The sequence below is a fragment of the Microbacterium sp. MAH-37 genome (assembly GCF_009758255.1).
Taxonomy (GTDB): domain Bacteria; phylum Actinomycetota; class Actinomycetes; order Actinomycetales; family Microbacteriaceae; genus Microbacterium.
In genome coordinates, this window is record NZ_WSEN01000002.1 from 1 (window position 1) to 23,971 (window position 23,971).

Annotated in this window: 21 protein-coding genes; 12 read left to right on the forward strand and 9 right to left on the reverse strand. The window is 69.3% G+C overall.

Features of this window, described 5'->3' with window-relative positions; translation table 11 throughout:
* Window positions 1–478 precede the first annotated feature (478 nt).
* Window positions 479–2,194, forward strand: coding sequence for an acyl-CoA dehydrogenase (locus tag GON06_RS00475; protein WP_157310288.1), 1,716 nt, complete (start codon window positions 479–481; stop codon window positions 2,192–2,194).
* A gap of 58 nt (window positions 2,195–2,252) precedes the next feature.
* On the opposite strand, the gene GON06_RS18890 is transcribed toward GON06_RS00475, so the two are convergent.
* Both GON06_RS18890 and soxR read right to left on the reverse strand, forming a co-directional pair.
* Complete coding sequence (locus GON06_RS18890) at window positions 2,253–2,378, reverse strand: hypothetical protein (RefSeq protein ID WP_269778411.1); 126 nt, start codon at window positions 2,376–2,378, stop codon at window positions 2,253–2,255.
* A 28-nt stretch (window positions 2,379–2,406) separates the two neighbouring features.
* The gene (gene soxR, locus GON06_RS00480) at window positions 2,407–2,874 is read right to left on the reverse strand and encodes a redox-sensitive transcriptional activator SoxR (protein WP_157310290.1); all 468 of its coding nucleotides are present in this window, start codon (window positions 2,872–2,874) and stop codon (window positions 2,407–2,409) included.
* An 82-nt stretch (window positions 2,875–2,956) separates the two neighbouring features.
* On the opposite strand from soxR, the gene fdxA reads away from it, so the two are divergent.
* Entirely contained in the window at window positions 2,957–3,283 is a 327-nt protein-coding gene (gene fdxA, locus GON06_RS00485; protein WP_157310292.1) for a ferredoxin, read from the forward strand.
* Window positions 3,284–3,342: 59 nt separating this feature from the next.
* Window positions 3,343–3,807, forward strand: coding sequence for a flavin reductase family protein (locus tag GON06_RS00490; protein ID WP_157310653.1), 465 nt, complete (start codon window positions 3,343–3,345; stop codon window positions 3,805–3,807).
* A gap of 26 nt (window positions 3,808–3,833) precedes the next feature.
* Here GON06_RS00490 and GON06_RS00495 read toward each other — a convergent pair whose 3' ends face one another.
* The gene (locus GON06_RS00495) at window positions 3,834–4,253 is read right to left on the reverse strand and encodes a pilus assembly protein CpaE (RefSeq protein ID WP_157310294.1); all 420 of its coding nucleotides are present in this window, start codon (window positions 4,251–4,253) and stop codon (window positions 3,834–3,836) included.
* Window positions 4,254–4,404: 151 nt separating this feature from the next.
* Here GON06_RS00495 and GON06_RS00500 point away from each other — a divergent pair, with 151 nt between their 5' ends.
* Window positions 4,405–4,884 carry a hypothetical protein gene (locus GON06_RS00500; RefSeq protein ID WP_157310295.1) on the forward strand — a complete coding sequence of 160 codons (480 nt, stop codon included), beginning with the start codon at window positions 4,405–4,407 and terminating at the stop codon, window positions 4,882–4,884.
* A 4-nt stretch (window positions 4,885–4,888) separates the two neighbouring features.
* Window positions 4,889–5,023: a hypothetical protein gene (locus GON06_RS18895; protein WP_269778412.1), complete on the forward strand. Its 135-nt coding sequence runs from the start codon at window positions 4,889–4,891 to the stop codon at window positions 5,021–5,023.
* A gap of 15 nt (window positions 5,024–5,038) precedes the next feature.
* On the opposite strand, the gene GON06_RS00505 is transcribed toward GON06_RS18895, so the two are convergent.
* Genes GON06_RS00505 through GON06_RS00515 form a run of 3 tightly spaced genes read right to left on the reverse strand, consistent with a single transcriptional unit; the run spans window position 5,039 to window position 8,470 of the window.
* Window positions 5,039–6,364: a threonine/serine ThrE exporter family protein gene (locus GON06_RS00505; protein ID WP_157310297.1), complete on the reverse strand. Its 1,326-nt coding sequence runs from the start codon at window positions 6,362–6,364 to the stop codon at window positions 5,039–5,041.
* 13 nt (window positions 6,365–6,377) lie between these two features.
* Window positions 6,378–7,733, reverse strand: coding sequence for an anaerobic C4-dicarboxylate transporter family protein (locus GON06_RS00510; protein WP_157310299.1), 1,356 nt, complete (start codon window positions 7,731–7,733; stop codon window positions 6,378–6,380).
* Window positions 7,730–8,470, reverse strand: a complete 741-nt coding sequence (locus tag GON06_RS00515; protein ID WP_157310301.1) for a peptidase E — start codon at window positions 8,468–8,470, stop codon at window positions 7,730–7,732. The genes GON06_RS00510 and GON06_RS00515 overlap by 4 nt, the downstream gene beginning before the upstream one ends.
* A 90-nt stretch (window positions 8,471–8,560) precedes the next feature.
* Here GON06_RS00515 and GON06_RS00520 point away from each other — a divergent pair, with 90 nt between their 5' ends.
* Window positions 8,561–9,946, forward strand: coding sequence for a D-alanyl-D-alanine carboxypeptidase family protein (locus tag GON06_RS00520; protein WP_332837023.1), 1,386 nt, complete (start codon window positions 8,561–8,563; stop codon window positions 9,944–9,946).
* A gap of 9 nt (window positions 9,947–9,955) precedes the next feature.
* On the opposite strand, the gene cls is transcribed toward GON06_RS00520, so the two are convergent.
* Window positions 9,956–11,416, reverse strand: coding sequence for a cardiolipin synthase (gene cls, locus GON06_RS00525; protein ID WP_157310303.1), 1,461 nt, complete (start codon window positions 11,414–11,416; stop codon window positions 9,956–9,958).
* Between the two features lie 180 nt (window positions 11,417–11,596).
* On the opposite strand from cls, the gene GON06_RS00530 reads away from it, so the two are divergent.
* Window positions 11,597–12,688 (forward strand): hypothetical protein, encoded by a 1,092-nt coding sequence (locus GON06_RS00530; protein WP_157310305.1) that lies wholly within the window; start codon window positions 11,597–11,599, stop codon window positions 12,686–12,688.
* 264 nt (window positions 12,689–12,952) lie between these two features.
* Here GON06_RS00530 and GON06_RS00535 read toward each other — a convergent pair whose 3' ends face one another.
* Window positions 12,953–15,766, reverse strand: a complete 2,814-nt coding sequence (locus tag GON06_RS00535) for a helix-turn-helix transcriptional regulator (RefSeq protein ID WP_198346564.1) — start codon at window positions 15,764–15,766, stop codon at window positions 12,953–12,955.
* 91 nt (window positions 15,767–15,857) lie between these two features.
* On the opposite strand from GON06_RS00535, the gene GON06_RS00540 reads away from it, so the two are divergent.
* The 4 genes from GON06_RS00540 to GON06_RS00550 all read left to right on the forward strand — a co-directional run bounded on the left by GON06_RS00540 (window position 15,858) and on the right by GON06_RS00550 (window position 22,221).
* A complete protein-coding gene (locus tag GON06_RS00540; RefSeq protein ID WP_198346565.1) occupies window positions 15,858–19,580 on the forward strand; it encodes an adenylate/guanylate cyclase domain-containing protein in 3,723 nt (1,240 codons plus the stop codon).
* A 431-nt stretch (window positions 19,581–20,011) separates the two neighbouring features.
* Window positions 20,012–20,452, forward strand: coding sequence for a hypothetical protein (locus GON06_RS18470; RefSeq protein ID WP_198346566.1), 441 nt, complete (start codon window positions 20,012–20,014; stop codon window positions 20,450–20,452).
* Between the two features lie 75 nt (window positions 20,453–20,527).
* A complete protein-coding gene (locus GON06_RS00545; protein ID WP_157310311.1) occupies window positions 20,528–20,770 on the forward strand; it encodes a hypothetical protein in 243 nt (80 codons plus the stop codon).
* A 266-nt stretch (window positions 20,771–21,036) separates the two neighbouring features.
* On the forward strand, window positions 21,037–22,221 hold the full coding sequence (locus tag GON06_RS00550; protein WP_157310313.1) for a hypothetical protein: 1,185 nt from the start codon (window positions 21,037–21,039) through the stop codon (window positions 22,219–22,221).
* 8 nt (window positions 22,222–22,229) lie between these two features.
* Here the strand turns inward: GON06_RS00550 and GON06_RS00555 are convergent, their stop codons facing one another.
* Window positions 22,230–22,562 (reverse strand): ArsR/SmtB family transcription factor, encoded by a 333-nt coding sequence (locus GON06_RS00555; protein WP_157310315.1) that lies wholly within the window; start codon window positions 22,560–22,562, stop codon window positions 22,230–22,232.
* Window positions 22,563–22,657: 95 nt separating this feature from the next.
* Between GON06_RS00555 and GON06_RS00560 the strand changes: the two genes are divergently transcribed.
* Window positions 22,658–23,959 (forward strand): FAD-dependent oxidoreductase, encoded by a 1,302-nt coding sequence (locus tag GON06_RS00560; RefSeq protein ID WP_157310317.1) that lies wholly within the window; start codon window positions 22,658–22,660, stop codon window positions 23,957–23,959.
* Window positions 23,960–23,971: the final 12 nt, after the last annotated feature.

Consider the following 23,971-nt stretch of genomic DNA (forward strand, 5'->3'; position numbering starts at 1 on the left):
GGGGGGACCCTGTGGGAGAGTAGGACACCGCCGAACTCCTTCTAAACGAAAGAGCCACCCAAAGCTGGGTGGCTCTTTCGCGTTAACACACCCTCAACACACCCGTGATTTGACTTCCCCCGCGGGCGGGCTATGGTCGATGGTTACGCCAGCCATCAGAAGGGGAAGCGATAACCATGTCTGGAAAGACGCCGCAGTCACGCGCAGGAAAGAAGACGCCGAAGCTCTCGCTCAAGGAGAAGAGAGCGGAGAAGCGCGCAAAACGGGAGCCGGAGACGTTCATCAAGCCTCGCAAGGGCGCGAGCCACTGATCTGACTCCATCTCCTGCGGGCGCTGCCGTGGACCGTCTTCCTGGTCCGGGCAGCGCCCGATTCCGTCTCGGCGCCCTCGCTCCTACGTCCTGCTTTCGGTGAGACTCGATCCCGGTTAGACTGACTCTCAGTCTCAGCATTGCGCTGCCGCAGAATGGAGTCCCCGATGGCATCCGACTACATCCCCCCGGTCTCGGACTACGCGTTCCTGTTCGGCGAGGCCTTCGGCCTCGACCTGGTCGCGCGCGGAACCGGCGGCGCGTTCAGCGCAGAGGACGCCACCGAGATCCTCGCGGGCGCCGGCGAGTTCGCGGCATCCGTCCTCGCCCCGCTCGAGACCGTGGGCGACCGTGTGGGAGCTCGCCTCGAGGACGGCCAGGTGCACCTTCCCGCAGGATTCGCCGAGGCTTACCAGGCGTTCGTCGAAGCGGGTTGGGTCACTGCCGAGGCCCCGGAGTCCGCGGGCGGCGACGGCCTGCCCGGATCGATCCGCGCCGGGCTCGGCGAGATCTGGAACGGCTCCAACGCGGCCTTCGCCCTCTGCTGGCTGCTTTCCGCCGGCCAGATCCACGCGCTCGACGCCGCAGCATCCGACGAGATCCGTGCGACGTACCTGTCCAAGCTGGTCTCGGGCGAGTGGACCGGCACGATGAACCTCACCGAGCCGGAGGCCGGCACCGATCTCGGCGCGATCCGCACCATGGCCACGCCGCGCGGCGACGGTTCGTGGGGCGTCAGCGGGCAGAAGATCTTCATCACCTGGGGCGACCACGACGTCGCGCCTAACATCGTGCACCTCGTGCTCGCGCGCACGCCGGATGCTCCGGCCGGCGCCAAGGGTCTGTCGCTGTTCGTCGTGCCGAAGTTCCTGCCTGACGCTGCCGGTGAGCCGGGTGAGCGCAACGCTGTCACGACCGCATCGATCGAGCACAAGCTCGGTATCCATGGCAGCCCGACCTGCGTGCTCGCCTATGAGGATGCCACCGGCTACCTCGTCGGCGAGGTCGGCGGGGGACTGGCCGGAATGTTCGTCATGATGAACTCCGCCCGTGCGGGCATGGGATTCCAGGCCACCGGCATCTCGGACCGCGCCTACCAGCAGGCCGCCGCCTACGCCGACGAGCGACGACAGGGCGGCGTGCTCGACCGCCCCGCGGGGACACCGATCGCAGGGCATCCGGACGTCCGTCGACTGCTGCTGTCGATGCAGAGCCGGGTCTTCGCGATGCGCGCCCTCGGCGTCTACCTCGGCGACCTGTTCGACCGGGCGGAGACCGACGGAACCGGCGCACTCGCGGAGTTCTTCGTGCCGATCCTGAAGGGCTGGGCGACCGAGGACGCCGTCGCGCTCACCAGCGACGCGATCCAGGTGCACGGCGGGATGGGCTTCATCGAGGAGACCGGCATCGCGCAGCACTACCGGGATGCCCGGATCATGCCGATCTACGAGGGCACCACCGCGATCCAGTCGAACGACCTGATCGGCCGCAAGGTGATCCGCAACGGCGGCGCCACCGCCGAGGAGCTGTTCGATCAGATCGAGCAGACGGTCGCGGCGCTGCGCGACACCGGTGACGCGGTCGCCGCGCGCACCGCCGACCGTCTCGAGCGCGCGGTCGCCTCGGCCCGAGCGGCCACCGCCGCGCTGGTCGGCTTCGGCCAGACCCGCGACGCCTACGGCGTCAGTGTGCCGTACCTCATGCTGCTCGGTACGCTCGCCGGCGGCTGGATGCACGGACTCGCCGTGGTCGCGGTGCTGGCGCACGACACGGCGGATGCTGCAGACGCCGGCCGCCTGGTCTCCGCCGACTTCTACGGTGCCCACCACCTGCCCCGCGTGCACATGCTTGCCGAGACGGTCGCGGCCGGCGAGGTCGCGTAAGACGGAGAGAAGGCCCTGTTCCGATGCCCGGCTTCGGAACAGGGCCTTCTCCGTGCCGTCAGGACGCGGTGCCCTCGCCGGCGACGACCTGGGTGCGCAGCGGCATCAGTGCACCGGCGGCTTCGCCGATCGTCTGCGCGTCGACGCCTGCCTCGGCGAGTGCCGTCGCTGCATGGCCGATCACGTTGTCGAAGTCGGCGTCGGGCGGGTGATCAGTCGCCGTCGTCCTGCAGACGCAGGGCGCCCGCGCCCCGTGTGCCGAGGGCGTCGTCGGGGTTCAGCAGTCCGCAGGCCCGCATCGACAGGCATCCGCAGCCGATGCATCCCGTCAGCTCGCGCTCCAGACGCTCGATGCCCTCGCGGCGCTTCTCCAGCTCGCGCTTCCAGCGCCGGGAGGCGCGCGCCCAGTCCTCGTGACTCGGGGTCTGCGTGAGCGGCACGTCGGCGAACGCGTCCTTCACCTCCGACAGCGGCAGGCCGAGGTTCTTCGCGACAGTGATGAGAGAGACGCGGCGCAGCATGTGCCGGGCGTAGCGGCGTTGATTCCCGGGAGTGCGGGTCGACGCGATCAGCCCGAGGCTCTCGTAGAAGTGCAGCGCTGAAGGCGCGACGCCGGTGCGCTGGCTCATCTCGCCGATGGTCATCGGCTCCTCCGGGGTGTGCGCCTGCTCGCTCGCCATCACAGAACCTTCGCTCGATTTGACCTCAAGGTTACTTGAGGTTTTACGCTGGAACTGTGACCCGAGTGAAGAACGCCCTCCGATGACCTACGTGATCGCGCTGCCATGTGTCGACGTCAAGGACAGGGCCTGCATCGACGAGTGTCCGGTGGACTGCATCTACGAGGGCGAACGATCGCTCTACATCCACCCCGACGAATGCGTGGACTGCGGTGCGTGCGAGCCGGTCTGCCCGGTCGAGGCGATCTACTACGAGGACGACCTCCCCGAGGAGTGGGCCGACTACTACAAGGCCAACGTCGAGTTCTTCGACGAGATCGGCTCCCCGGGTGGCGCTGCCAAGGTCGGGGCGTACGACTTCGACCACCCGCTGATCGCGGCTCTTCCCCCGCAGGTGGTGGCGGAGTGAGCGCGCCCGCCATCACCGTGAGGCCCGGGGCACCGGTTCCGTCCGAGGTCGGCGAGGCCATGAAGGCGGCGTTCCGCAAGCATCCGGCCGGAGTCGCGATCATCACCACGATGACGCCGACGGGCCCGGTCGGCCTGACAGCCTCGAGCGTCGCGTCGGTGGCCGTCGACCCCGCGGCGATCGTCTTCTCCGTCACGCGCGCCACTGGCAGCGCGGGCGCGATCCTCGAGGCCGATGGCTTCGTCGTGCACCTGATCGATGACGACCACTCCGCGCTCGCGCAGAGCTTCGCCGTGAGCGGGTCGGAGCGCTTCACCCCCGAGCAGGGCTGGGACGCCCTGCCGAGCGGCGAGCCGCACCTGCCGGCGGCGCGGGCCGCTCTGCGCTGCCGGCCGCTGCAGACGGTCGCGGTCGGGTCCTCTACGGTCGTCATCGCCGAGGTCGTGGAGGTGCTGTTCGGTGACGAGAGCAGCCCGCTGATCTACGTCGATCGCGCGTTCCACGCGCTGCCACACGCCGACTGAGCTCGGATACGACGGACGCGCGAGGATCAGCGGGACCGCCGGATCAGCTCCTGCAGCGCCATCCCATACGCCTCCGAAGGATCCGGATGCTCGAAGCGCAGCCGCTCGCCGGCGATCTCGATCTCAACCTCGAAGGCGTCCTCGAGACGGATCAGGTGGCGGAAAGTGCGTCGCAGCAGGTCGCGCAGCTGATCCTCGCGCGGCAGCCACACCGCATCGGCGACGGCGACCGCATCCAGCGCCCACTCGGTCGTGCCGTTGAAGGCGAGGTTCGTGCCGCCCGTCGTCGGGCGCGCCTCGATCGTCATCGCGCTCACCGTGTAGATCTCCGCCTCCGCCTCGAGCTCCACCTCATCCGGCAGGTCGAGCTGGAAGCGGTCGCCCTCGGCGGGATGCCAGACGAGCCCGCCGTCACGCAGGGCCCGCGCGAGTTCACGGGAGATCATCTCCCCACGCTATCCGCTCGATCGGGGAGCCGGACGACAGCCGCCGATCGGTGGTGCACGATCGGCGGGTCATGAGGATCCGTTTCGGGAGCCGTTCGGGAACCGTGAGGACGCGTTCCCGGCGCGCGGGCGGAGGCGTAGACCGGAGGGCGTGACTCTCACCTCCATCCTTCCCACGCTCCGCGACAGCATTCCGTTGCCCATCGACCGTTCGCGCTGGCCGGCCCGCTCGGTCGCCCTGCTCGACGACGTGACTGTCGCCGCGATGTCCCTGCGGCGATACGCCGAGCTCTGCGGCACGCCCTGCACCTGCACGGCGCCCGCGGTGATCCCGCTGTCGGGCGGCATGCCGTCACCGGACGCCTCCACGACCGTCGTCGTCGCAACGGTCGTCGACGCGGAGGAGTGCGAGCTGGAGCTCGACGCGGACCTCGAGCACCTCTCGCCGGCGTGGGGCGAGATGCGCCTCATCGGCCGGATCTCACACGCCTACGAAGTGCTCTTCCGCATCTCAGGCGCGGGGGCCGCGCTGGTGTCGCTGCCCGGCGACATCCGAGCCGGCGATCGGATCGCGATTCCATGCCCCGGATGCCACACGCTCGGCGAGGTCCGCCGCGGAACGGCGCGGTGACGGGATGCTGCTCCACACCGTCGTCCACGCAGGCCGCTGCGCAAGGATGCAGGCCGCGTTCCTCGCGGCCCATCCCGATCAATCGGATCGCGAGCTCGAAGCCGAAGCAGCGCAACTGGTCGCCGAAGCCGACGGCTGAGGCGGGGTGCCGGCGTCAGTGCTTCCCGCGCTCGCGGCGCCACCACCGCTTGACTCGCTGAGTGAAGGTGCTCCGGGTGTCGGTGTCGCGCCCGACGGGCAGCGCCACGGCGAACTGCACGATCTCCTCGGCGCCGTGGTGCACCACGCGGTAAAGGGCGGTTCCGATCAGCACGCCGAGAGCGATCGACATCACCGACACCAGCGCCTCGGTGAAATCGGCGATCCCGCCGTCGGTGGCCACGGCCTCGGTCAGGCCGACGAGTCCTGCGGCACCAGGAACCAGCAGCCAGAACGCCGGAAGGAAGGTCAGTTGCGAGGGCGCGCCGTTGCGCAGGCCGGCGATCCAGAGGACCACGGGGGTCATGGCGAGCGCCCCGATGAACCCGCTGACGGTCGGGCCGAGCACGATGCCGCCGATCGTCTGCGCGCTGTAGGCGACCGCCAGCACGAGAAGAACCCACCCGAACGTCGATGGCGGCGCAGAGAAGTGCAGGTAGTTGCCGACCGCGAAGATGAGCACCCCGAGCAGCGGCACCCACCAGGCGACCGTCCCACCGCCCTTGAGCGGCTCGTAGTCCGCGGAGTCGACGCCGACCAGCGACCCCGCTGCGAGGATGCCGAACGCCAGGAGCGCCAGCTGCACGAAACCGTAGACCAGTCGCGACGCCCCGGCGATCATCTGCCCCGCGGCCAGCTCCACGGTGGCGGTCGTGAGGACGCCGCCGGGCAGGAAGGTCACCAGCGGCGCGATCAGCAGGTGGATGGGGTCGCCGATCTCGATGACCTCGGCGAGCAGGAACACTGCGGTCGCGCACGCGAATGCCGCGACGATCGGCATGACCAGCTGCAGAGTGGGTGACCGCACCAGCTTGAGCAGGCCGATTCCGGCGCCGAGCACGAACGCGATGAACGCGCCCTCCCAGGTCGGCGCCAGCAGCAGCGCGAGTCCCAGGGTGAGCAGCGCGTGCCCGAGTGTGCGCACAGCCCATCCGTACCGGGGTCGCATCGCGCCGATCTCGTTGAGCCGGCGGATGCCCTCCTCCGGTGCCACCGCGGCCGTCCTCGCCCGCGTGATCAGCGCGTAGAGCGCGGCGATCTGATCGAACCGGAACTTCGCCGACAGCGTCGAGCGGAGCGAGACACGATCCTCCTCGCCGCCGGTCTCGATGAGGATCACCGTGGGCAGGATGACGATGTCGGTGGCCGTGCTGCCGTACGCGGATGCCACCGTCGCCATGGTGTCGCGGATACGGTCCACCGATTCGTCCGACGCCGTCATCCCCTCGGCGAGACCCAGCAGGAACCGATTGAGGACGACGGGATCGGTGGCGGCGGTCATGTCGTGCGGTGGGTCAGGCGAAGGCGAACGAGAGGGCCACGCCGACGACGATCGCCGTGCCGACGTACACCAGGTTCGGCAGCTGGAACGAGTGGTCGAAGACGTACTTGCCGAGCTTGGTCGTGCCGGTCTGGTCGAACGCCGCGGTGGCGACCTGGCTGCCGTTGGCCGGCAGCGTGTACATGCCCATGGCCGAGGGCCACAGACCCACCAGCAGCGGCGCCGGCAGGCCGATCGTGATACCGATGGGCACGATGGCGTTCGTCGCGCTGGACTGGCTCGTGGTCAGCATCGCGACGACGAACAGGGCCAGTGCGAACAGCAGAGCACCGAGGAACGCCGACGATCCCGACACCACCGAGCCGAGCCCGTCGACGATCATCTGCTGGTTCGAGGCGACGAACGTGTTCGCCAGCCAGGCGATGCCGAACAGTGCGATCGCGCCGACCATGCCCGCGGGGAACGTCGGCTGCTTGGGCACGTCGGAGGCCTTCACCTTGCAGAGCAGGAAGATCAGCGCGGCGATCACGCCCATGACCACCTCGATGATCACGGTGACGCTGAGCCGCACCGGGTCGCCGTCGTCGTCGGTGCCGATGATCGGGCGGATGCTCTCGAACAGGCCGAACAGCACGATCACGGCCACGCCGATGAGGAACAGCGTCGCGGAGAGCACTGCCGTGCGAGGCAGCTTCTTCTCATGCGCGTCCGTGACCGGGGGCTTGATCTGCCCGTCGGCCAGTCGCTGCCGGTAGACGGGATCGTCGTCGAGTTCCTTGCCGTGCTTGAGCATGACCAGCGCGGCCAGGAACAGCCCGGCGATCGACGCCGGCCACATGATCAGCAGCAGCCCGCCCAGGTCGACGCCCTGCGGCGCGAGCAGCACCACCATCGACGCGGTCGCCGCAGACACCGGCGAGCAGAGGATGCCGACCTGCGAGGCCACGGCCGACACCGACAGCGCGCGCTCGGGGCGGATCTTCTGCTGGTAGGAGACGTCGTAGATGACCGGCAGCAGCGGATAGAAGATGTTGCCGGTGCCGGCGCCCACGGTGAACAGGAAGGACATCGCAGGGGCGAGGAAGACCACGGATCTCGGTCGCTTGCGGATCACCTTCGCGGCGACCGAGACCATCCAGTCGATGCCTCCGGCGGCCTGCATCGTGGAGGCCGCAGTGATCACGGTGATCACGATGAAGACGGCATCCACCGGGGCGCTGCCCGGTGCCTCCCCGAACAGGAAGACCAGCACTGCCACGCCGACCAGGCCCCAGACGCCGAGGCCGATCCCGCTGGTGCGGGTGCCCATGTAGATGGCGCCGATGACGACCAGGAGCTCGGCGATCAGGATCCAGATGCTGTCGTTCATGAGGACGGGCCCTTCACGATCGGGCCGGTGCCGGCGAGCACCTTCGCCGGCAGTGCGGTCTCGACGATCTTCCCGTCGATCGCCTCGACGCGCAGAGCGAGCGGATCCTCGACCGGGCTGATCGCGGTGACGAACTCGGAGCCGTCGAAGTGCAGCGACTGCAGGTTTCCGACGGCGTACCCGGTGGCGAGTTCGCCGCTGCGCAGTGCCGCGTGGAACAGCGGCTGGCGCTGGTCCTCCGCGTCGTAGTGCGGGCAGAAGCTGCCGTGCAGGAACCCGAGTCCCTCGGGCAGCACCTGCAGGGTCGGGCCGTAGCTGTCGGTCGTGCCGCCCTCGAACCAGCAGATCCCGCCGGCGCTGCCGCCGGTGAACACGGTGTTCGAGGCGGGGTCCTCCCACATCTCGCGCAGGATCTCGTCCAGACCCTGCCGGCGCCACACGTCGAGCATGTTCGCGGTGTTGCCGCCGCCGACGTGGACCACGTCGAATCCCTTCACGAACCCGGCGAGGTCGTCGATCGCCCGATGGAACAGCGGCAGGTGGTGAGGCGCGCACCGGTCCGCATGATAGGTCGTGTAGAAGCTGAGGATGTATGCCGGGTCATCGCCTGTCGCGGTCCCCAGGAACAGCACGCGCGGCCGCTCCTTGCCCGTCAGCCCCAGGATGTATTCGTGCGTCGGATCGTTCCGCCGCTCCATCATGACCTTGCCGGCCCCGGTCGCCACCACGTGCGCCATCGCAACCTCCCGTTCTGCGTGTTCTTCCCCTGCGCATAAGCTAGCGGCACTCATCACGCGAAGGCGAGAGTGGATCACCGGAGCATCCGGGTGAGGCATGATGGCATCACACATCTGAGCCTGGGGGCAGCCATCAAGACGCACGACGACGTGACGGACGAGTTCTCCGATTTCGCGACGCTCCTGCAGGGAGCTCAGACACCGACCGATGCCGACCGCGCCGTGCGCCGCAGGCGCGGCAAGATCGGGCTGCTGATCACCGCGATCGTGCTCGTGCTGATCCTCGGTGCCACCGGGGGATACGTCTGGTGGGCGCTGACGGCATCGCTGCCTGCACCGGCCGCGTCATCGCAGACTCCTGCCGCACCGGCGCCCGCCGCGGCGGTCATCGCGCTGCCCCAGGCCGGCGCCGCGGCGCTCGCCATCTCCGGCGGTGAGGCGTACCTCGGCGAGACGCCCGGCATCTGGGCGCAGAGCGGCACGAACGACCCACGCCCGATGGCGAGCATCAGCAAGCTCATCACCGCGCTGGTCGTGCTCGAGCGCAAGCCGCTCGCGGATGCCACCGACCCCGGCCCCACGATCGTGTTCAGCAAGGCCGATCACGATCTCTACGACAAGTACTACGTGCTGGGCGCGACCATCAAGGCGATGCCGACCGGCAGTTCGATGTCCGAGCGCGATGCGCTCGCCGCGATGCTCGTCCCGTCGGCCAGTAACTACGCCGAGGCGGTCTCCACCTGGGCGTACGGCTCGCAGGACGCATTCCTCAGCGCCGCGCGGAAGTGGCTCGCGAAGAACGGCCTCGCGGACACGCGGATCGTCGAGCCGACCGGCATCAGCCCGAAGAACACCAGTACGCCGGCCGACCTCATCACGCTGGGCCGGCTGGCGGCGGCGAACCCGGCGGTCGCCGCGATCTCGGGAACCCGTTCCCTCTCACTGCCCGGCATCGGCGGCGTCTCCAACACCAACGGCCTGCTCGGCGTCGAGGGGATCACGGGGCTGAAGACCGGGAACCTGGGCGACGGCGCGCACAACCTGCTCTACACCGCGTCGCTCGACGTGGGCATCGGCACGCCGCTCTCCGTGGTCGGAGTGATGCTCGGCGGTGCGACAGAAGGATCTGTCGACGCCGACGTGCAGTCGCTGCTCGCGAGCATCCGTGAGGGGTTCCACGAAGTCCGGGTCGGGAGCGCCGGTCAGGTGGTCGGACAGGTGACGACGCCGTGGGGCGACAAGGCGCAGCTGGTGATCGCCGACAGCCCGTCGCTCCTGATCTGGTCGGACACACCGATCGAGGTCACCATGAAGACCGGGAAGCCGACGGCCTACACCGACGGCGAGGTCGTCGGCAGCATCACCTGGACGGCTGGTCCGAACACGACGACCTCCGACATCGCGCTCAAGGGCACGATCGGCCAGCCCGACGAATGGTGGCGGCTGACGAACCCCGAGGTGCTCGCCGGCGGCTGAGCCGCGGGATCAGTTCAGCGCCGAGGTCAGCCGGAAGACTCCGTCGAGGAACGTCGACTTCGCGGGCTCGCGCAGCCACTCCTCGAGGGTGAGCTCGCGTCCGGCATCCCGGTACTTCTGCTCCACCTCGCGCATCTGCGCGACGAACGATTCGCCGCGCACCAGCAGCGACATCTCGGAGTTCAGGCTGAAGGAGCGGATGTCCATGTTGCTCGACCCGATCACGGCGATGTCGTCATCGATCGAGAAGTGCTTCGCGTGCAGGATGTACGGCGCGGGGTACAGGAAGATCCGCACACCGGCGCGCAGCAGCGTCTCGTAGTACGAGCGCTGCGCGTGGTAGACCATGCCCTGGTCGCCCAGCTCCGACACGAACAGCTGCACGTCGAGGCCCCGCTGGCAGGCGGTGGTGATCGCGTAGATCATCGCCTCGTCCGGCACGAAGTACGGGCTGGTCAGGATGACCTTCTCGGTCGCCCCGTGGATCAGCGAGAGGAACATCCGCAGGTTGTTCTCGGTGCCGTAGGCCGGGCCGCTCGGCACCATCTGGCAGTGCAGATCGCCGCCGGCGGGCGTCGGAACGGCGGATGCCGGAACCCGCTCGACCGCGGAGAGGTCCTCGCCGGTCTCGATCAGCCAGTCCGAGAGGAACACGGCATCCACCTGCGCCACGACGGGGCCCTCGACGCGCGAGACGAGCTCCTGCCACATCAGGCCGCGCTTGATGTTCTTCTCGGCGTTGTAGTCGCGCGAGATGAGGTTCTGCGAACCGACGAATCCGACCGCGCCGTCGACGACGACGAGCTTGCGGTGGTTGCGCAGGTCGGGGCGCTGGTACTCGCCCTTGAACGGGCGGAACGGCAGCATCCACGACCACTTCACGCCGATGCGGTCCAGCTCGGCGAACGTCTCCTCCGACTTCGGGATCTTGCGCGAGGCGATGTAGTCGGCGAGCAGGCGCACGGTGACGCCGCGCTGCACGGCCCGCTCCATCGCGGCGAAGAAGCCGCGCGTGGTGTCATCCCAGGCGGCGATGTAGAACTCGACGTGCACGTATGTCTTCGCGGTGTCGATCGCGGCGGCCATCGCGTCGATCGAGCCCTGGTAGTCGTCGATCAGCTCGGCGGACGAGTCCCCGACGACCGGCAGGCCGGTGAGTTCGTGGTTCTGGATCGCGACGCGCTGCAGCCACCGTGGGGCCTCGACGTCGACGTGACCGCCGGCCTCCTCCTTGATCATCGTGGTGATGCGCTTCTGCTCGTCCTGGCGCTTCTTCGGCAGCCGGAAGTTGCCGATCAGCAGGTACAGCCCCATGCCGACGAACGGCACCAGGAAGATGAGCAGCAGCCAGGCCATCGCCGCCGTGGGCTTGCGGCCGCGCGGGATGTAGATCAGCGCGAGCACGTTGATGGCGAGCGCGGCGAGCGCCACGATCGTCCAGATCAGGTTGGCGGAGAAGAGTGCGGACATCAGTTTCCTTCGGGCCGGGTCGCTACAGTGTTTCACGCCCGGGTGCGCGGTGAGGACAAGTTCATCCGGCGCGGGCGGGGCGCGAGCCGGGCGGCCATATGATGACCTCGTGGCCGCAACGGTGCGGCGGTGAGAGAAGGATGCCGGATGACCCGGAAGTCTGGCGGCTTCGCCGCGTTCATGCGGTTCTACATCCGCAGCCCTTACGTCCTGGCGCTGCCCGCACTGGTCGTCTTCGGCCTGTTTCGAGGGTTGACCTGGGAGACGCTCGTTCTGCTTGCGGGCGTTCTGCTGGTGGTCACGCTGCCGATGGCGGCGTTCGCGATGCGCAGGAAGGCGCTCGCGGATGAGTACGTGCCGCCGCATGCCGGTGCGCTGGGCGCCCTGCCTGCCAGCGCCGTGTTTACCGCGGACCGGCGAGAGCGTCGCCGAGGGCTCGCGATCGTGTGGTGGGGTGGGATCCTCGCGAGCGGGATCGCCGTGTGCTGGGGAGTGGCCGAGTTGATCGAAGGCGGCGGAACGTTCGTCACCGGCTCCTTCGGCGGCGCGGACCTGCTCTTCGTGGTCGGCGTGGTGCTGTGGGTCCTGCTTGTGGCGCATTTCATCTGGACGCGACCCGCACTCAGCCGCGGTGAGCGATTGGCGGAGCAGTATCCGAATGCGCTGGTCACGACCTTCTTCATGGGGACGACGGACACTATCTCCGCGGGGATGACGCTGCGCGAAGCATGTCGGGCGTCTGCTTCGTGGTGGCGCGCGCGTGTCTCGACCCACTCGACTGTCGTCGTCGACGACGAGGGCATTGCGTTCTGGCGCGGGTGGGCGCGGCTTCGGCGGCAGTACCTGCTCCCGTGGGCGGCCGTCGGCGGGATCACGCCCGCCTTCGTCGACGTCGACGGCACGGGCGGAGACGGTGTCGGGCTGGGGATCGAGCTGGAAGTGCGCCTTCTCGAGGACGGCCGAACCGAGGGATGGGACGCGTTGTCCTTCAGACCGACTCGGAGCACCCTCTGGGCCACCTATCCGTACCGTCGGCGCGATGCTGTCGAGGCCTTCGCCGCCGCGATCGAAGCGCGTCGTCCGCGCGCGGCGGACCTGTTCCGTGGTACGACGCTCGCTGAGACTCAGGAGCTGCTCGAAGAGTACGAGAATGCGGGCGAGACGGACGCCGCTGCAGCGCTTCTGGACGACCTGCGGGCGTGGCGTGACCAGCGCGGAGGGGCATTGCCTGAAGGTGCAGATTGGCTCCGTGAGCGTCTGGAGTTCAGATAGGGGCCGCCTGTGGGATCGTGAGGACAGGAGGCCGACCAGGAACAGGACGATTCGCTGTCGCCAGTCCTGTTCTCGTCGGATCTCCTGTTCTGGCGGCAAGCGGACATCCCACGGGCGAAGTTCCGTGATCTCACGGATCCGGCGCCCGCCCGCCGATGCGACGCTGGCAGGGTGCGGATCGAGATCGAGCTGGACGGCACCGACCCGCCCGTCGGTCGGGTGAGCGGGCGGGATCAGGCCCTGCCGTTCAGCGGTTGGATCGATCTACTCGCCGTGCTCTCCGACGTCATCGAGACGGCGCGCGACGAAGACGGCCACCTCGGTGCGCGTGCGCAGCCCGAGCTTGGCGAGGATGCTTGAGACATGCGTCTCCACGGTGCGCCGCGAGACGTTCAGCCGCTGGGCGATCTGCGGATTCGTCGCTCCGGTGGCGAGCTGCGCGGCGACCCTCTCCTCGGTGCGGGTGAGCGACTCCCACCCGAACGTCGGCCGCGTGCGCGGCGGCGACAGCACCGGGATCCCGAGCTTCCGGAAGCCGGCTCTGGCCCTGGTCACCTCGTGATCGGCGCCGATCTCGGCGTACTCGCGAAGCGCGGTCTCGGCCAGCATCCGCCGATCGCCCGTCTTCGTCGGCATCGCGCGTGCCGCGACCTCGGCGAGGCGTGCGTGGTCGAGACGGCGCGGCGTGGTCGCCATCAGCCGCTCGGCTTCGAGCACCGCATCCGAGCCGTCCAGCACGCCGCGCACGACCAGCGCTGTCGCCCGCAGGTATGTGACGCCGGGATTCCGGTCGGCGAAGGCGGCGAGCAGATCGGATGCCGCCTGCGCCCGCTCCAGCAGCAGCCGGCTCTCCGCCGGGCGGATGCCGGCCACCAGCCGCGACAGGAGCACGAGATCGAGGCCGAGCTCGGCGCACTCCATGAGCATGTCCGCCTCGAGGCAGTCCTGCCAGCCGGTCCAGAGCACCTCGAGCGCGGCGGCGTGGTCCTCGCGGGCACGGTCGCGCTGGCTGAGACCGCGCCAGATCCATGCCCTCCCGCGGCCGGCCCAGGTGGACCTGTCGGGTACCGGGTCGAGCAGCTCGGCGAACTCGATCGCCGCCGCAGGTCCGTGCTGGCGGGCCACCATGCAGGCCCGCAGGCCCAGCACCGGGCCGATCATCCGCACGTCCATCGTTCCGCTGAGCAGCGACTGGTGCGCGTCGAGCTCGGCGGTGATGTCGGACAGGTTGCCGGTGCTGCTCAGCGCCTGCGCACCGAAGGCGTGCGCGGCGACCATGCCGGTGCGGTAGCCGAACTCCTCCGACACGCGCACTGCCTGCTGCACGAGCGCGGCGACACCGTCGGTGCGTCCGGCATCGGCGAGCGCGAGCGCGAGCTGCGCATGAGGGAACGCCTCGATCGCGGCGAGCGACGGATGCCGGTCAGCCGTCTCGGCCGCCGTCGACAGCAGAGCGACAGCCGTGTCCAGGTCGCCCTGGAAGTCGGCGATCTGACCGTGCAGCGCGAGCGCGGTGACCTGCGCTCCGTGGTTGCCGACCTCCGCGGCCAGCGCGGCGCCCTCGGTGGCGAGCCGCTTCGCGCCGTCGAGGTCGCCGAGCATCAGCCGAGGCCAGCCGGCGAACGCCAGGTGCGCGGCGCGGTCGGCGGGCTCGATCAGCTCCGACAGCGCCCAGCGCTGGGACTGCTGCTGCGACTCGACGTGCCGGTGCTGCTGCATGAGCGCGTGCGTGTAGGTCAGGGTGAGGGCCGGCAGCACGTCCGCGGGAACCTCCTCGCTCAGCGCCCGCTCTGCGAGGCTGCTCGCCTCGGCCGCGCGGCCGGAGCTGAGCGCGGCCCTGGCGAGGCCGGCCGTCGCGCGCACGTGCCGCTCCTCGCCCGCATCCGCGTGGTGTGCGACCCGCTCCCACAGTTCTGCGGCCATCAGGGGCGCCGCGACCGCCGTGCGCTGCGCGAGCTGCAGCATCCAGTCCAGGTCCTCCGGAGAGACGGGCGCCTGCAGCAGGTGCCCGGCGACAGTCGCCGGGGTGACGCCCGCGGCATCCATCCGCACCGCCACCTCGCGGTGCAGCTCGGCGCGCACCGCGGCGGGCAGATCCTGCAGCAGCACCTCCTGGATCAGCTCGTGTCGGAAGCCGAGAGTGTCGGCGTCGATCTCCTCGAGGAAGCCGGCGGCGAACGTCTCGCGCAGCATCGGCAGGAGGGCGCTCATCGGCTGCCCGGCGACCACCCGCAGCTGTGCGACCGAGAAGCGGGTGCCGAGCAGCGCGGCGGTCGTGAGCATCTCGCGGGTGGCGGCGCCCAGGTGGCTGAGGTGCCGCATCATCACCATCGACAGCGAGGGGGAGGGGCCGACCGGCGCGGCCACCAGCTTCGCCTGGCCGTCCGGCGCAATCGTGACGGCGTCGTCGCGCAGCAGGGAGCGCACCATCTCGGTGAGGAACAGCGGGTTGCCGCCGGCCGCCTCCACGTAGTGGGCGAGGGCGCCTTCGACCCGTCCGCCGGTGAGGCGTTCCACGATCGTCACGCAGGTGGCATCCGGCAGCCGCGGCACCTCGATCTGCGACAGCAGCCCTCGCTCGCTGAGCACGCTGAGCAGGTGGTCGAGGGCGGGCGAGGTCTCGTGGCGGGCCTGCGTGCGCAGCGAGCAGACGATCAGCAGCGGGAGCTGGGCGAGCGTGCGGCTGACCCGGGTGAGCAGCGCGAGCGAGGCGTCGTCGGCCCACTGCAGGTCTTCCAGCACGAGCGCGGTCGGCGAGGTCGCGACGCTGTCGGTCACAGCCAGCAGCCGCTCCGCGACGGCGTGCGCGTTGCGCTCGTCGACGATGCGGCGGTCGTCATCGGTGAGCAGCGAGGCGTACGCGTCGAGCAGCAGCCCGAGCGGGCGGCGCTGATCCATCGCATCCGCACCGGCACGCAGCACGACCCGCTCGGAACCCGCGCGGGACAGCGCCTGATCGATCAGCGTGCTCTTGCCGATGCCGCCTTCGCCGAGCACGACGATGACGCGTCCGGACGCGGCTGTGTCGTCCAGCGCGGTGGTGAGCGCACGCAACTCGGCTTCCCTGCCCAGGAACACGCTGACGCCACCGCCTCTCAAGCAGTCCCCATGAGTCCGTCCCCTGATCGCAGATTCTAGTGAGGTCGATACACCCGTGTCCCGAGTTTCCGTGACGGCACCGCTCGACCTCCGCCCCTACGCTCCCCGGCTGTCGGCCGAGTGGCTCGCCGAGGGCGCGTCAGAGCGGTACCGGGTGGCGTCCGGCACCATGGTCTTCGCCGACATCTCCGGTTTCACGTCGCTCACGGAGCGGCTCGCCCGTAGAGGACGCGTGGGTGCTGAGCTGCTCAGCGACACCCTCGACCTGACCTTCGCGACGCTGCTCGAACCCGCCTTCGCCGACGGCGCCGACTTGCTCAAGTGGGGCGGCGACGCGGTGCTGCTGCTGTACCGCGGCGCCGATCACGCCGCTCGCGCGGCGCGGGCGTCGCACCGGATGCGCGCGGCGCTGCGCGAGCTGGTCCGCACAGCCGCGCTGCCCGCCCCCGCTCGGCTGCGGCTGTCGATCGGCATCCACAGCGGATGCTTCGACTTCTTCCTCGTCGGCGATCCGGCGAGCCACCGGGAGCTCATCGTCGCGGGGCCTGCGAGTACCAGGCTGGTCGCCGTGGAGCAGGCCTGCGAGGCCGGGCAGATCCTGCTGAGCGCGGAGACCGCCGGACTGCTGCCGGCGCGAGTGCTCGGCGAGCGGGTGCCGGATGCCCGGCTGCTGCGGTCCCGCCCGGAGCCGGCGGCCCCGCCTCCCGCCGCCGCGCCGATGACGGATGCCGCGCCGACCCTGCCGCCCGGCATCCTCGCGCACCTGCGCGCCGGTGCGGCAGCACCGGAGCACCGCCCGATCGCCGTCGCGTTCGTACAGTTCACCGGCACCGACGCGCTGCTGCGCGAGAAGGGACCGGATGCCGCGGCATCCGCCGTGCACGACGTCGTGGCCGCCGTGCAGCACGCCTGCCTCGACAACGGAACGACGTTCTTCGAATCGGACATCGCCGCGGACGGCGGCAAGATCATGCTCACCGCGGGCGCTCCGCGCAGCGCGGGGCACGACGCGGACCGGATGCTGCGCACCGCCCTCGCGATCGCCGCGCACGCCGGCCCGCTCGAGGTGCGGGTGGGGCTGAACACCGGGCACGTGTTCAGCGGAGAGTTGGGGCCGGCGGTGCGCCGGACGTACTCGATCAAGGGCGATGCGGTGAACCTCGCCGCCCGGCTGCTGGGCCGCGCCGCCGCGGGACAGGTGGTCGCCACTCGGCACGCGGCCCGGGAGACCAGGGCGGAGGTGCGAGGCGACGAGCTCCAGCCGTTCCTCGTGAAGGGCAAGCGCGACCCCGTGCAGGCGCTGGTGGTCCGCGAGGTGCACGGAGGGTGGAGCGCGGGCCGCGGCGAGACGCGCTTCCTCGCTCGTGAGGAGGAGCTCGCGACGCTGGCCGCGGCACTGGACGGCGCCGCGGCCGGCCAGGGAGCCGTGCTGGACGTGGTCGGCGAGCCGGGCATCGGCAAGTCGCGGTTGGTGGCCGAGGTCACGGTGCCGGCGGGCATGTCCGTGCTCGTCACGACCGCCGGCGGCTACGACACCGGCACGCCGTATGCGGCGGCCGGCTCGCTGCTGCGCTCCGTGCTCGGGATCGGCACGCACGAGTCCGTCGAGCAGGCCACGGCGCGACTCGTGCAGGCCGTGCAGACGGATGCCCCGGAGCTGGCGCCCTGGCTGCCGCTGCTGGGAGCGCCGCTCGACCTGAGTCTGCCGATGACCCGCGAGGTCGAGGAACTGGATGAGCGGTTCCGCCGTGGACGCATCGAGGAAGCGGCGGTCGCGCTGATCGGCGCGTTGCTGCCGAGGCCGACGCTGCTGATCTTCGAGGATGCGCATCTGATGGATGAGGCCTCCGGCGCGCTGCTGCAGCGGCTGGGCGAGGAGGCGCGGCGCCGCGCGTGGTGCATGCTCGTCACGCGGCGCGAGGTGCCGATCGGGTTCGTGCCGTCGCTGGACGGGCCGGTGGATCGGCGGATCGCGCTCGCCGCGATGCCGACGGAGGCCGCCATTGAACTGCTCGCGTCCGCGGCAGGCGACGCTCGGCCCGGCCGCAGCGCACTGGAGGCGATGGCTGAGCGGGCCCGCGGCAACCCGTTGTTCCTCACCGCGCTCGCCGCGGGCGGCACGGCGGATGAGTTGCCGGACTCCGTCGAGGCCGTACTGCTCGTCGACATCGACCGGCTCTCGGCCGACGACCGCACCCTGCTGCGGCTGGCGGCGGTGCTCGGCGCACGGTTCGACCCCGGCATCCTCTCGGAGATGCATGCGGTGCGCGCAGACGAGATCGTGGGGCGGCTGGAGGAGTTCCTGCGGCCTGCGGACGGTGGCGAGCTGGAGTTCCGGCACGCGATGGTGCGCGACGTCGCGTACGCCGGACTGCCGTACCGGATGCGGCGGGAGATGCACGAACGGGTCGCGCTGACGCTGGAGCAGAGCGCTCCGGCCGACCTGCTCAGCATGCACTTCCACGCCGCGGGGCTGCACGAGAAGGCCTGGCCGTACTCGCTGCGCGCGGGCGAGGAGGCGCGCGCGAAGTACGCCTACGCGCAGGCGGCGGCGTTCTTCGCCAGGGCGCTGGACAGCGCGACGCACCTGCCCACCCCGCCGTCGGAACGCTCGGCGGCGAACGCGTCCCTGGGCGAGTGCCTCGACATGGCGGGGGACGCGGCGGGGGCGCTGGCCGCACTGCGGCGGGCGCGGCATGATCTGGCATCCGATCCCGTGCCCACTGCCGAGCTGCTCTACAAGGAGGCGCGGATCACGCTGCGCCTGGGGCGGTACCGCCCGGCGCTGGCGCAACTGACCCGGGCACTGAGGATGCTGGAGGGCACGGCGGGTGCGGCGGCGGATGCCGTGCGCGCGACGCTCGCCACCCGCTACGGGTTCTGCCTGCATCTGCAGCGCCGGTCGGCGGGTGCCGTGCAGTGGGGGCGGCAGGGCGTCGCCTGGGCCGAGGCGTCCGGCGACCGGACCGTGCTCGCCCACGCGTGCAATGCCCTGCACCTGGCGTACGGGGCGTCGGAGGAGGCGGAGGACCGTCCGTACGGGCAGCTCGCGCTCGCGCTGTACGAGCAGCTGGACGACCTCAGCGGGCAGGCGCTCACGCTGAACAACCTCGCGATCGATGCGTACAACTCGGGGGAGTGGGGGCAGGCGGTGGAGGGGTTCGGACGGGCGGCGGAGAGCTTCCACCGTCTCGGCGACGACGCGAACGAGGCCACCGCGCTGTACAACCGCGCCGACGTGCTGGTGGCGCAGGGCAGGCACGACGAGGCGCTCCCCGTGCTGCGCGCGGCGCTGCGGCTGGCGCAGCGGGTCGATGACGAGGAGCTGGTCGGGCTGGTCTTCCGCGAGCAGGCTCGAGCGGCGGCCGGCACCGGTGATCGCGACGGGGCGTGGGAACTGTTCGATCAGGCGCGCGGTGTGCTCGCAGGACTCGATCTCGCGACCGAGGTCGCGCTGCTGGATGCTGCCAGGGCAGAGGCGCTCGCGGATGCCGGCGACGTGGCCGCGGCCCTGTCGCTGATCGATGAAACCATCACGGCCGCGCAGGCGAAGGCGACCGAGACGCTCGCCCGACTGCACCGGATCAGGGCGCAGGCGCTGGTGAGACAGGGGCAGGTCGTGCAGGCGGCGGATGCCGCACGCGAGGGGCTGGCACGGACGACCGGCACCTACGGCGGCTACGAGCCTGCGCTGCTGGGCTTGACGCTCGCCGATGCGACGAGCGATGAGGAACTCGGGGCCGAGTCGCGGAGGGTGCTCGCGGGGCTCGGTGTCGTTTCGCTGGGGTCCTGAGCTTGTCGCTGGGTCCCTGAGCTTGTCGAAGGGGTCGCCTCCGGCCGTTGAGCGAGGGAGCTCGCGACCGAGACGAAACGTCTCGCGCCCCTGCAGAAATGTTTGTTAGACCCCTTGTGTAACTCCGGGCGTGCACGGTACTTATTGATTCACGCCTGCGGGTCTCTCCGACGGCGATCGTCTATTGAGTCGTTTGTGAGAGAGGCCAACCGCGATGGTGCGTGTTGCTCGTTTCTGGGTGCTGTCGATGCGCTGGGGCTGGAATGACTGAGCACGTAGCCCTGCTTTGGAAGCGCAACAGGGGCTGGCCTTATGACGAACTGTCGTACGGGATGGACCCGATGTTTGGGCCTAAAGGATGGTGCCACAGCTGCGGGATACCGCTGGTACCTCAGAGCGGGAACGTCGTTCTGCGGCAGAGAAATCTGACCGTGACTGGCGTGTGGGCACCGAACTGGCTCTTTGACGTGATCTGTATGGAGAAGTCGATTGGTGACGAGCTCGTCCGCCGGGCTGACGTGCAATTGCGCGAAGTTGCCTGGCATCGGTCACCGCTTGGCGATGCGCTTCAACTGATGTTCGCCTCGACGGCGGAGCACTGGTTCGATGAAGACGAACTGACGCGACAGACATCTGCTAGGCATGGTGTCTCCGGAACCACTTGTGCTGAGTGTGGAAGGTGGAAGTGGATGCCGTTGAGCGCGGACCTTCTTCCACCGGTTCGCGTGCGCGAAGGTCTCCGTGATGTTGCTATTGCAGCGAGCCCTGAGTGGTTTGGCGATGGAGGGGTGGCCTATAGGGAGGTATTGGTCCGTCGAGATCTTGCGGAGTTTCTGCACGAAACCAGTCCTCGCGATTTCGATTTGAAGTAAGCGAATCATGGATCAGGCGCTTCGGGCATACTTATATGCGGCGTAGCAAAGTCGACGCTTCGCTCGGTCGGGCGCGTGCCGCGATCTCTCGCGATCATATTCTTCGCGCTGGCAGTGTTCTTTTCGGCGGGGGTGATTCATTCCAACCTGATCGCGGTGCCATTATTCCTGGTGCCGGCGATGCTCCTGCTGGTCACTTCTTGTCGGGTGAAGGCGGGGATTCAAGACGACAGTCTGGTCATCCGCAGCTATTGGACGACCCGACGGTTTCCTCTTCGGGATCTCGATCTGGTGGCGGAATCCGTTTACGGCGGATGAAGGGTAACGCAAGGCGCGCGCATCGGGCTGTATCATCTGGCGCTGGGGAAGAAAGACTAATCGCGCGTGGATGAGCGCCCCGAGACAGTCTGTTTGCCGTGGACAGCTAGGCGAATGGTGACTGAGCTCAACGACTTGATTGAACTGGAACCGGAAGAAACGTGAGTGAGACCTGTTCCGATCCGATGAGCTGAGATCGGCGCTCGGGCTTCCTCTGCGCGGATCTTGTGTTCGAAGTTCAGGAACCTGACTTTAAGGAGATGTCGATGAGCCTGTTGGATCCGGCGAACCGGTATCGGTGGTATCGAATGGACCATTCCAAGGCGAAAGGTTATGTGCTCTCGCCTGGGGAGCAAGGAGTCGATATCGCTGAAATGCGGGCCGCCATCCACCCAGGGACGCAGATCTGGGTGGGCTTCGGACAGGGGCCACGTACGACGGTGTCGCTGGGTTCGCTCGCGCCGGCGATTGCGGAGGTCACTGACCTCCAGGTCGCGACATATCACCGGGTTGCTGAGGTCGAGGTGATCAACGCTGCGAGGAAGCTGCGATCCCTCTCGTTCTTCACGGGCCCCTGTGACGGGATTCTGGAGTTGGCGGATTTCCCTCGCCTGGAGGAGTTGCGGACGAAGGTCAATCGCGTCTCGGCGTCGGGGTTGCGCAATCCGAAGTTGAAGTTTCTGAGCGTGGAAGGGGCGATCCCGAAATCCTTCGCGCGGGTCGTGGGTCCGGTGGAAGTCTTCGAGCAGGAGGGTGGTCGGGCGCAGGGGGAGTTGCCGGTATTCGAGCAGCCGGAGGCGATGCGGTCGATCACTCGGATGGGTCCGGGCAGGTTCGATCTGAACCAGCTCCGGCCGATGAAGAACCTCACCCACCTGACGATCACGATGTGTCCCGATATCGTCGGGATCGATGCCCTCCACGATCTGCCGTCTTTGAAGTTCGTGGCGTTCAAGGGCTGTGGGGCGAGTGAGCGGTGGGAGGACCTCCCGGATATTCCGAAGGTGATGTTGTACGAGATTTCGCCGATCCCGAGCAAGCGGTTCCTTGAGGAGAAGCTTGCGGCGGGGTGGTCGGTTCCGCCGCCTGAGCTGGCCGACCAGGCAGATCAGGAGCCTGGTGACGCTGTGTTCGTCGATGATGATGGCGAGGGCGACGAGTGGGGCGTGTTCATGAACCGCTTCGATGTCCTGGCCGAGGCTGCCGATCGTTTCGACGGGGCGGTGGCGTCCGGGAGGCACGGTGAGCGGTTCCTGCTCGGCGTCGTCGCTGAGCTGCGGGAGCAGGGTGCCGTGCTCAAGCCTGAGCCGGACTCCGAGGGCGGGTTCACGGCGGTGTACTTCCCTGAGCAGGCGCAGGCAGACCTCGTCGCCGATCGCGCGAAGAGCATCCTGGAAAGCGCGGACACGGAAACCCTCGTCGCCTACCTGCGTCGAACGCGGCGACGTTAGTCACCTCTTCAAGGACGCACCCGCAGCGCATCCGCCGCGGCATCCAGCGCACCGTCGTTCAGGGCGAAGTACGCCCACTTGCCGCGCTGCTCGCGCGTGACCAGACCGGCCTCGGTGAGCAGCTTCATGTGGTGCGACACCGTGCCCTGCGAGAGTCCGACCGGATCGGTGAGGTCGCAGATGCAGGCCTCGCCGCCTTCGCTGCCGGCGATCAGCGAGAGCAGCATCACCCGAGTGGAGTCGCCGAGTGCCTTGAACACGCGCGCGGCCTGCTCGGCTTCCGCGGGGGTCAGCGTCGCGGTCACGCGCGGCACGCAGCACGCGGTTTGGTCGATGGTCATAGGGAGGCTCACACCGATAGTCTTACACGTATTGACATTCTTCGATAGGTGCGGGAACGTTCTCGTATTGAAGTTCTTCGATTTGAGGAGTTGTGATGCCTGACCTTCCTGTCGTCGTCATCGGGGCCGGCCCGCAGGGCCTGGCGGCTGCTGCCCACTTGACCGAGCGCGGCCTCGACGTCGTGGTCGTCGAACGCGGCGCGACCGCTGCCGCCGCCGTGTCCGAGTGGGGCCACGTGCGGCTGTTCTCCGCATGGCCGGAGCTGACGGATGCCGCCGCGCGGCGCCTACTCCAGCCGACTGGCTGGGTCGCGCCGGCTGCCGGGTTCCCCACCGGGGCGGAGTGGGTGAGCGACTACCTCGCGCCGCTCGCGAACGCGCTGGGTGACCGGGTGCGGTACGGCGTGACCGTGACCGGTGTCGCGCGCCGAGGTCGCGACAAGGTCGTCGCCAGCGGGCGCAAGAGCACGCCGTTCGTCGTGCACACGGTCGACCAGGACGGCCAGGACGGCCGCATCCTCGCGAGCACGGTGATCGACGCCAGCGGCACCTGGGCCCAGCCGAACCCCGCTGGAGCCGACGGGTTCCCCGCCGTCGGCGAGTCGGCGGCATCCGACCTCATCTCGTACCGCATCCCGGACGATGTGTCCGACCTCGCCGGCTCGCACGTCGTGGTCGTCGGCGCGGGCCACTCCGCAACGCATGCGGTGCTCCGACTGAGCGAACTGGCGCGTCGCGAACCGGGAACGCGGGTGACCTGGCTGCTGCGCCGGGGGAGCGCGACGAACGTGTTCGGCGGCGGTGCCGGGGACGAACTGCCTGAGCGCGCCGCGCTCGGGTCACGCGCACGCAAGGTCATCGACGCCGGCATCGTCGAGGTGATCACCGGCTTCCGGGTCGCCGAGTTCGCGCAGGATGCCGGCTCGCTGACGATCGTCGCGGAAGACGGGCGCGAGATCTCGGGCGTCGCGCAGATCTTCGCGCTCACCGGGTTCCGTCCCGACACGAGCTTCCTCCGCGAGGTGCGCATCGACCTCGACGGATCGCTCGACGCGGTCGCCGGCATCGCCTCGGAGATCGACCCGAACATCCACTCCTGCGGCTCGGTCGGAGCGACCGGCGCGCGCCAGCTCGCACAGCCCGAGCAGGGGCTGTTCATCATCGGCGCGAAGTCGTACGGCCGGGCGCCGACGTTCCTCGCGCTCACCGGCTACGAGCAGGTGCGCAGCGTCGCCGCGCACCTCGCCGGCGACCACGAGGCCGCAGCGCGCGACGAGCTCGTGCTGCCGGACACGGGAGTGTGCGGGGGAGCCGGCGGTTTCGACGCCGAGGGTGGCGGATGCTGCGCGGCGCCGGCTGTGCTGCAGATCGGATCGCGGCCCGTCACCGTCGGCTGATGCTTGAATCTT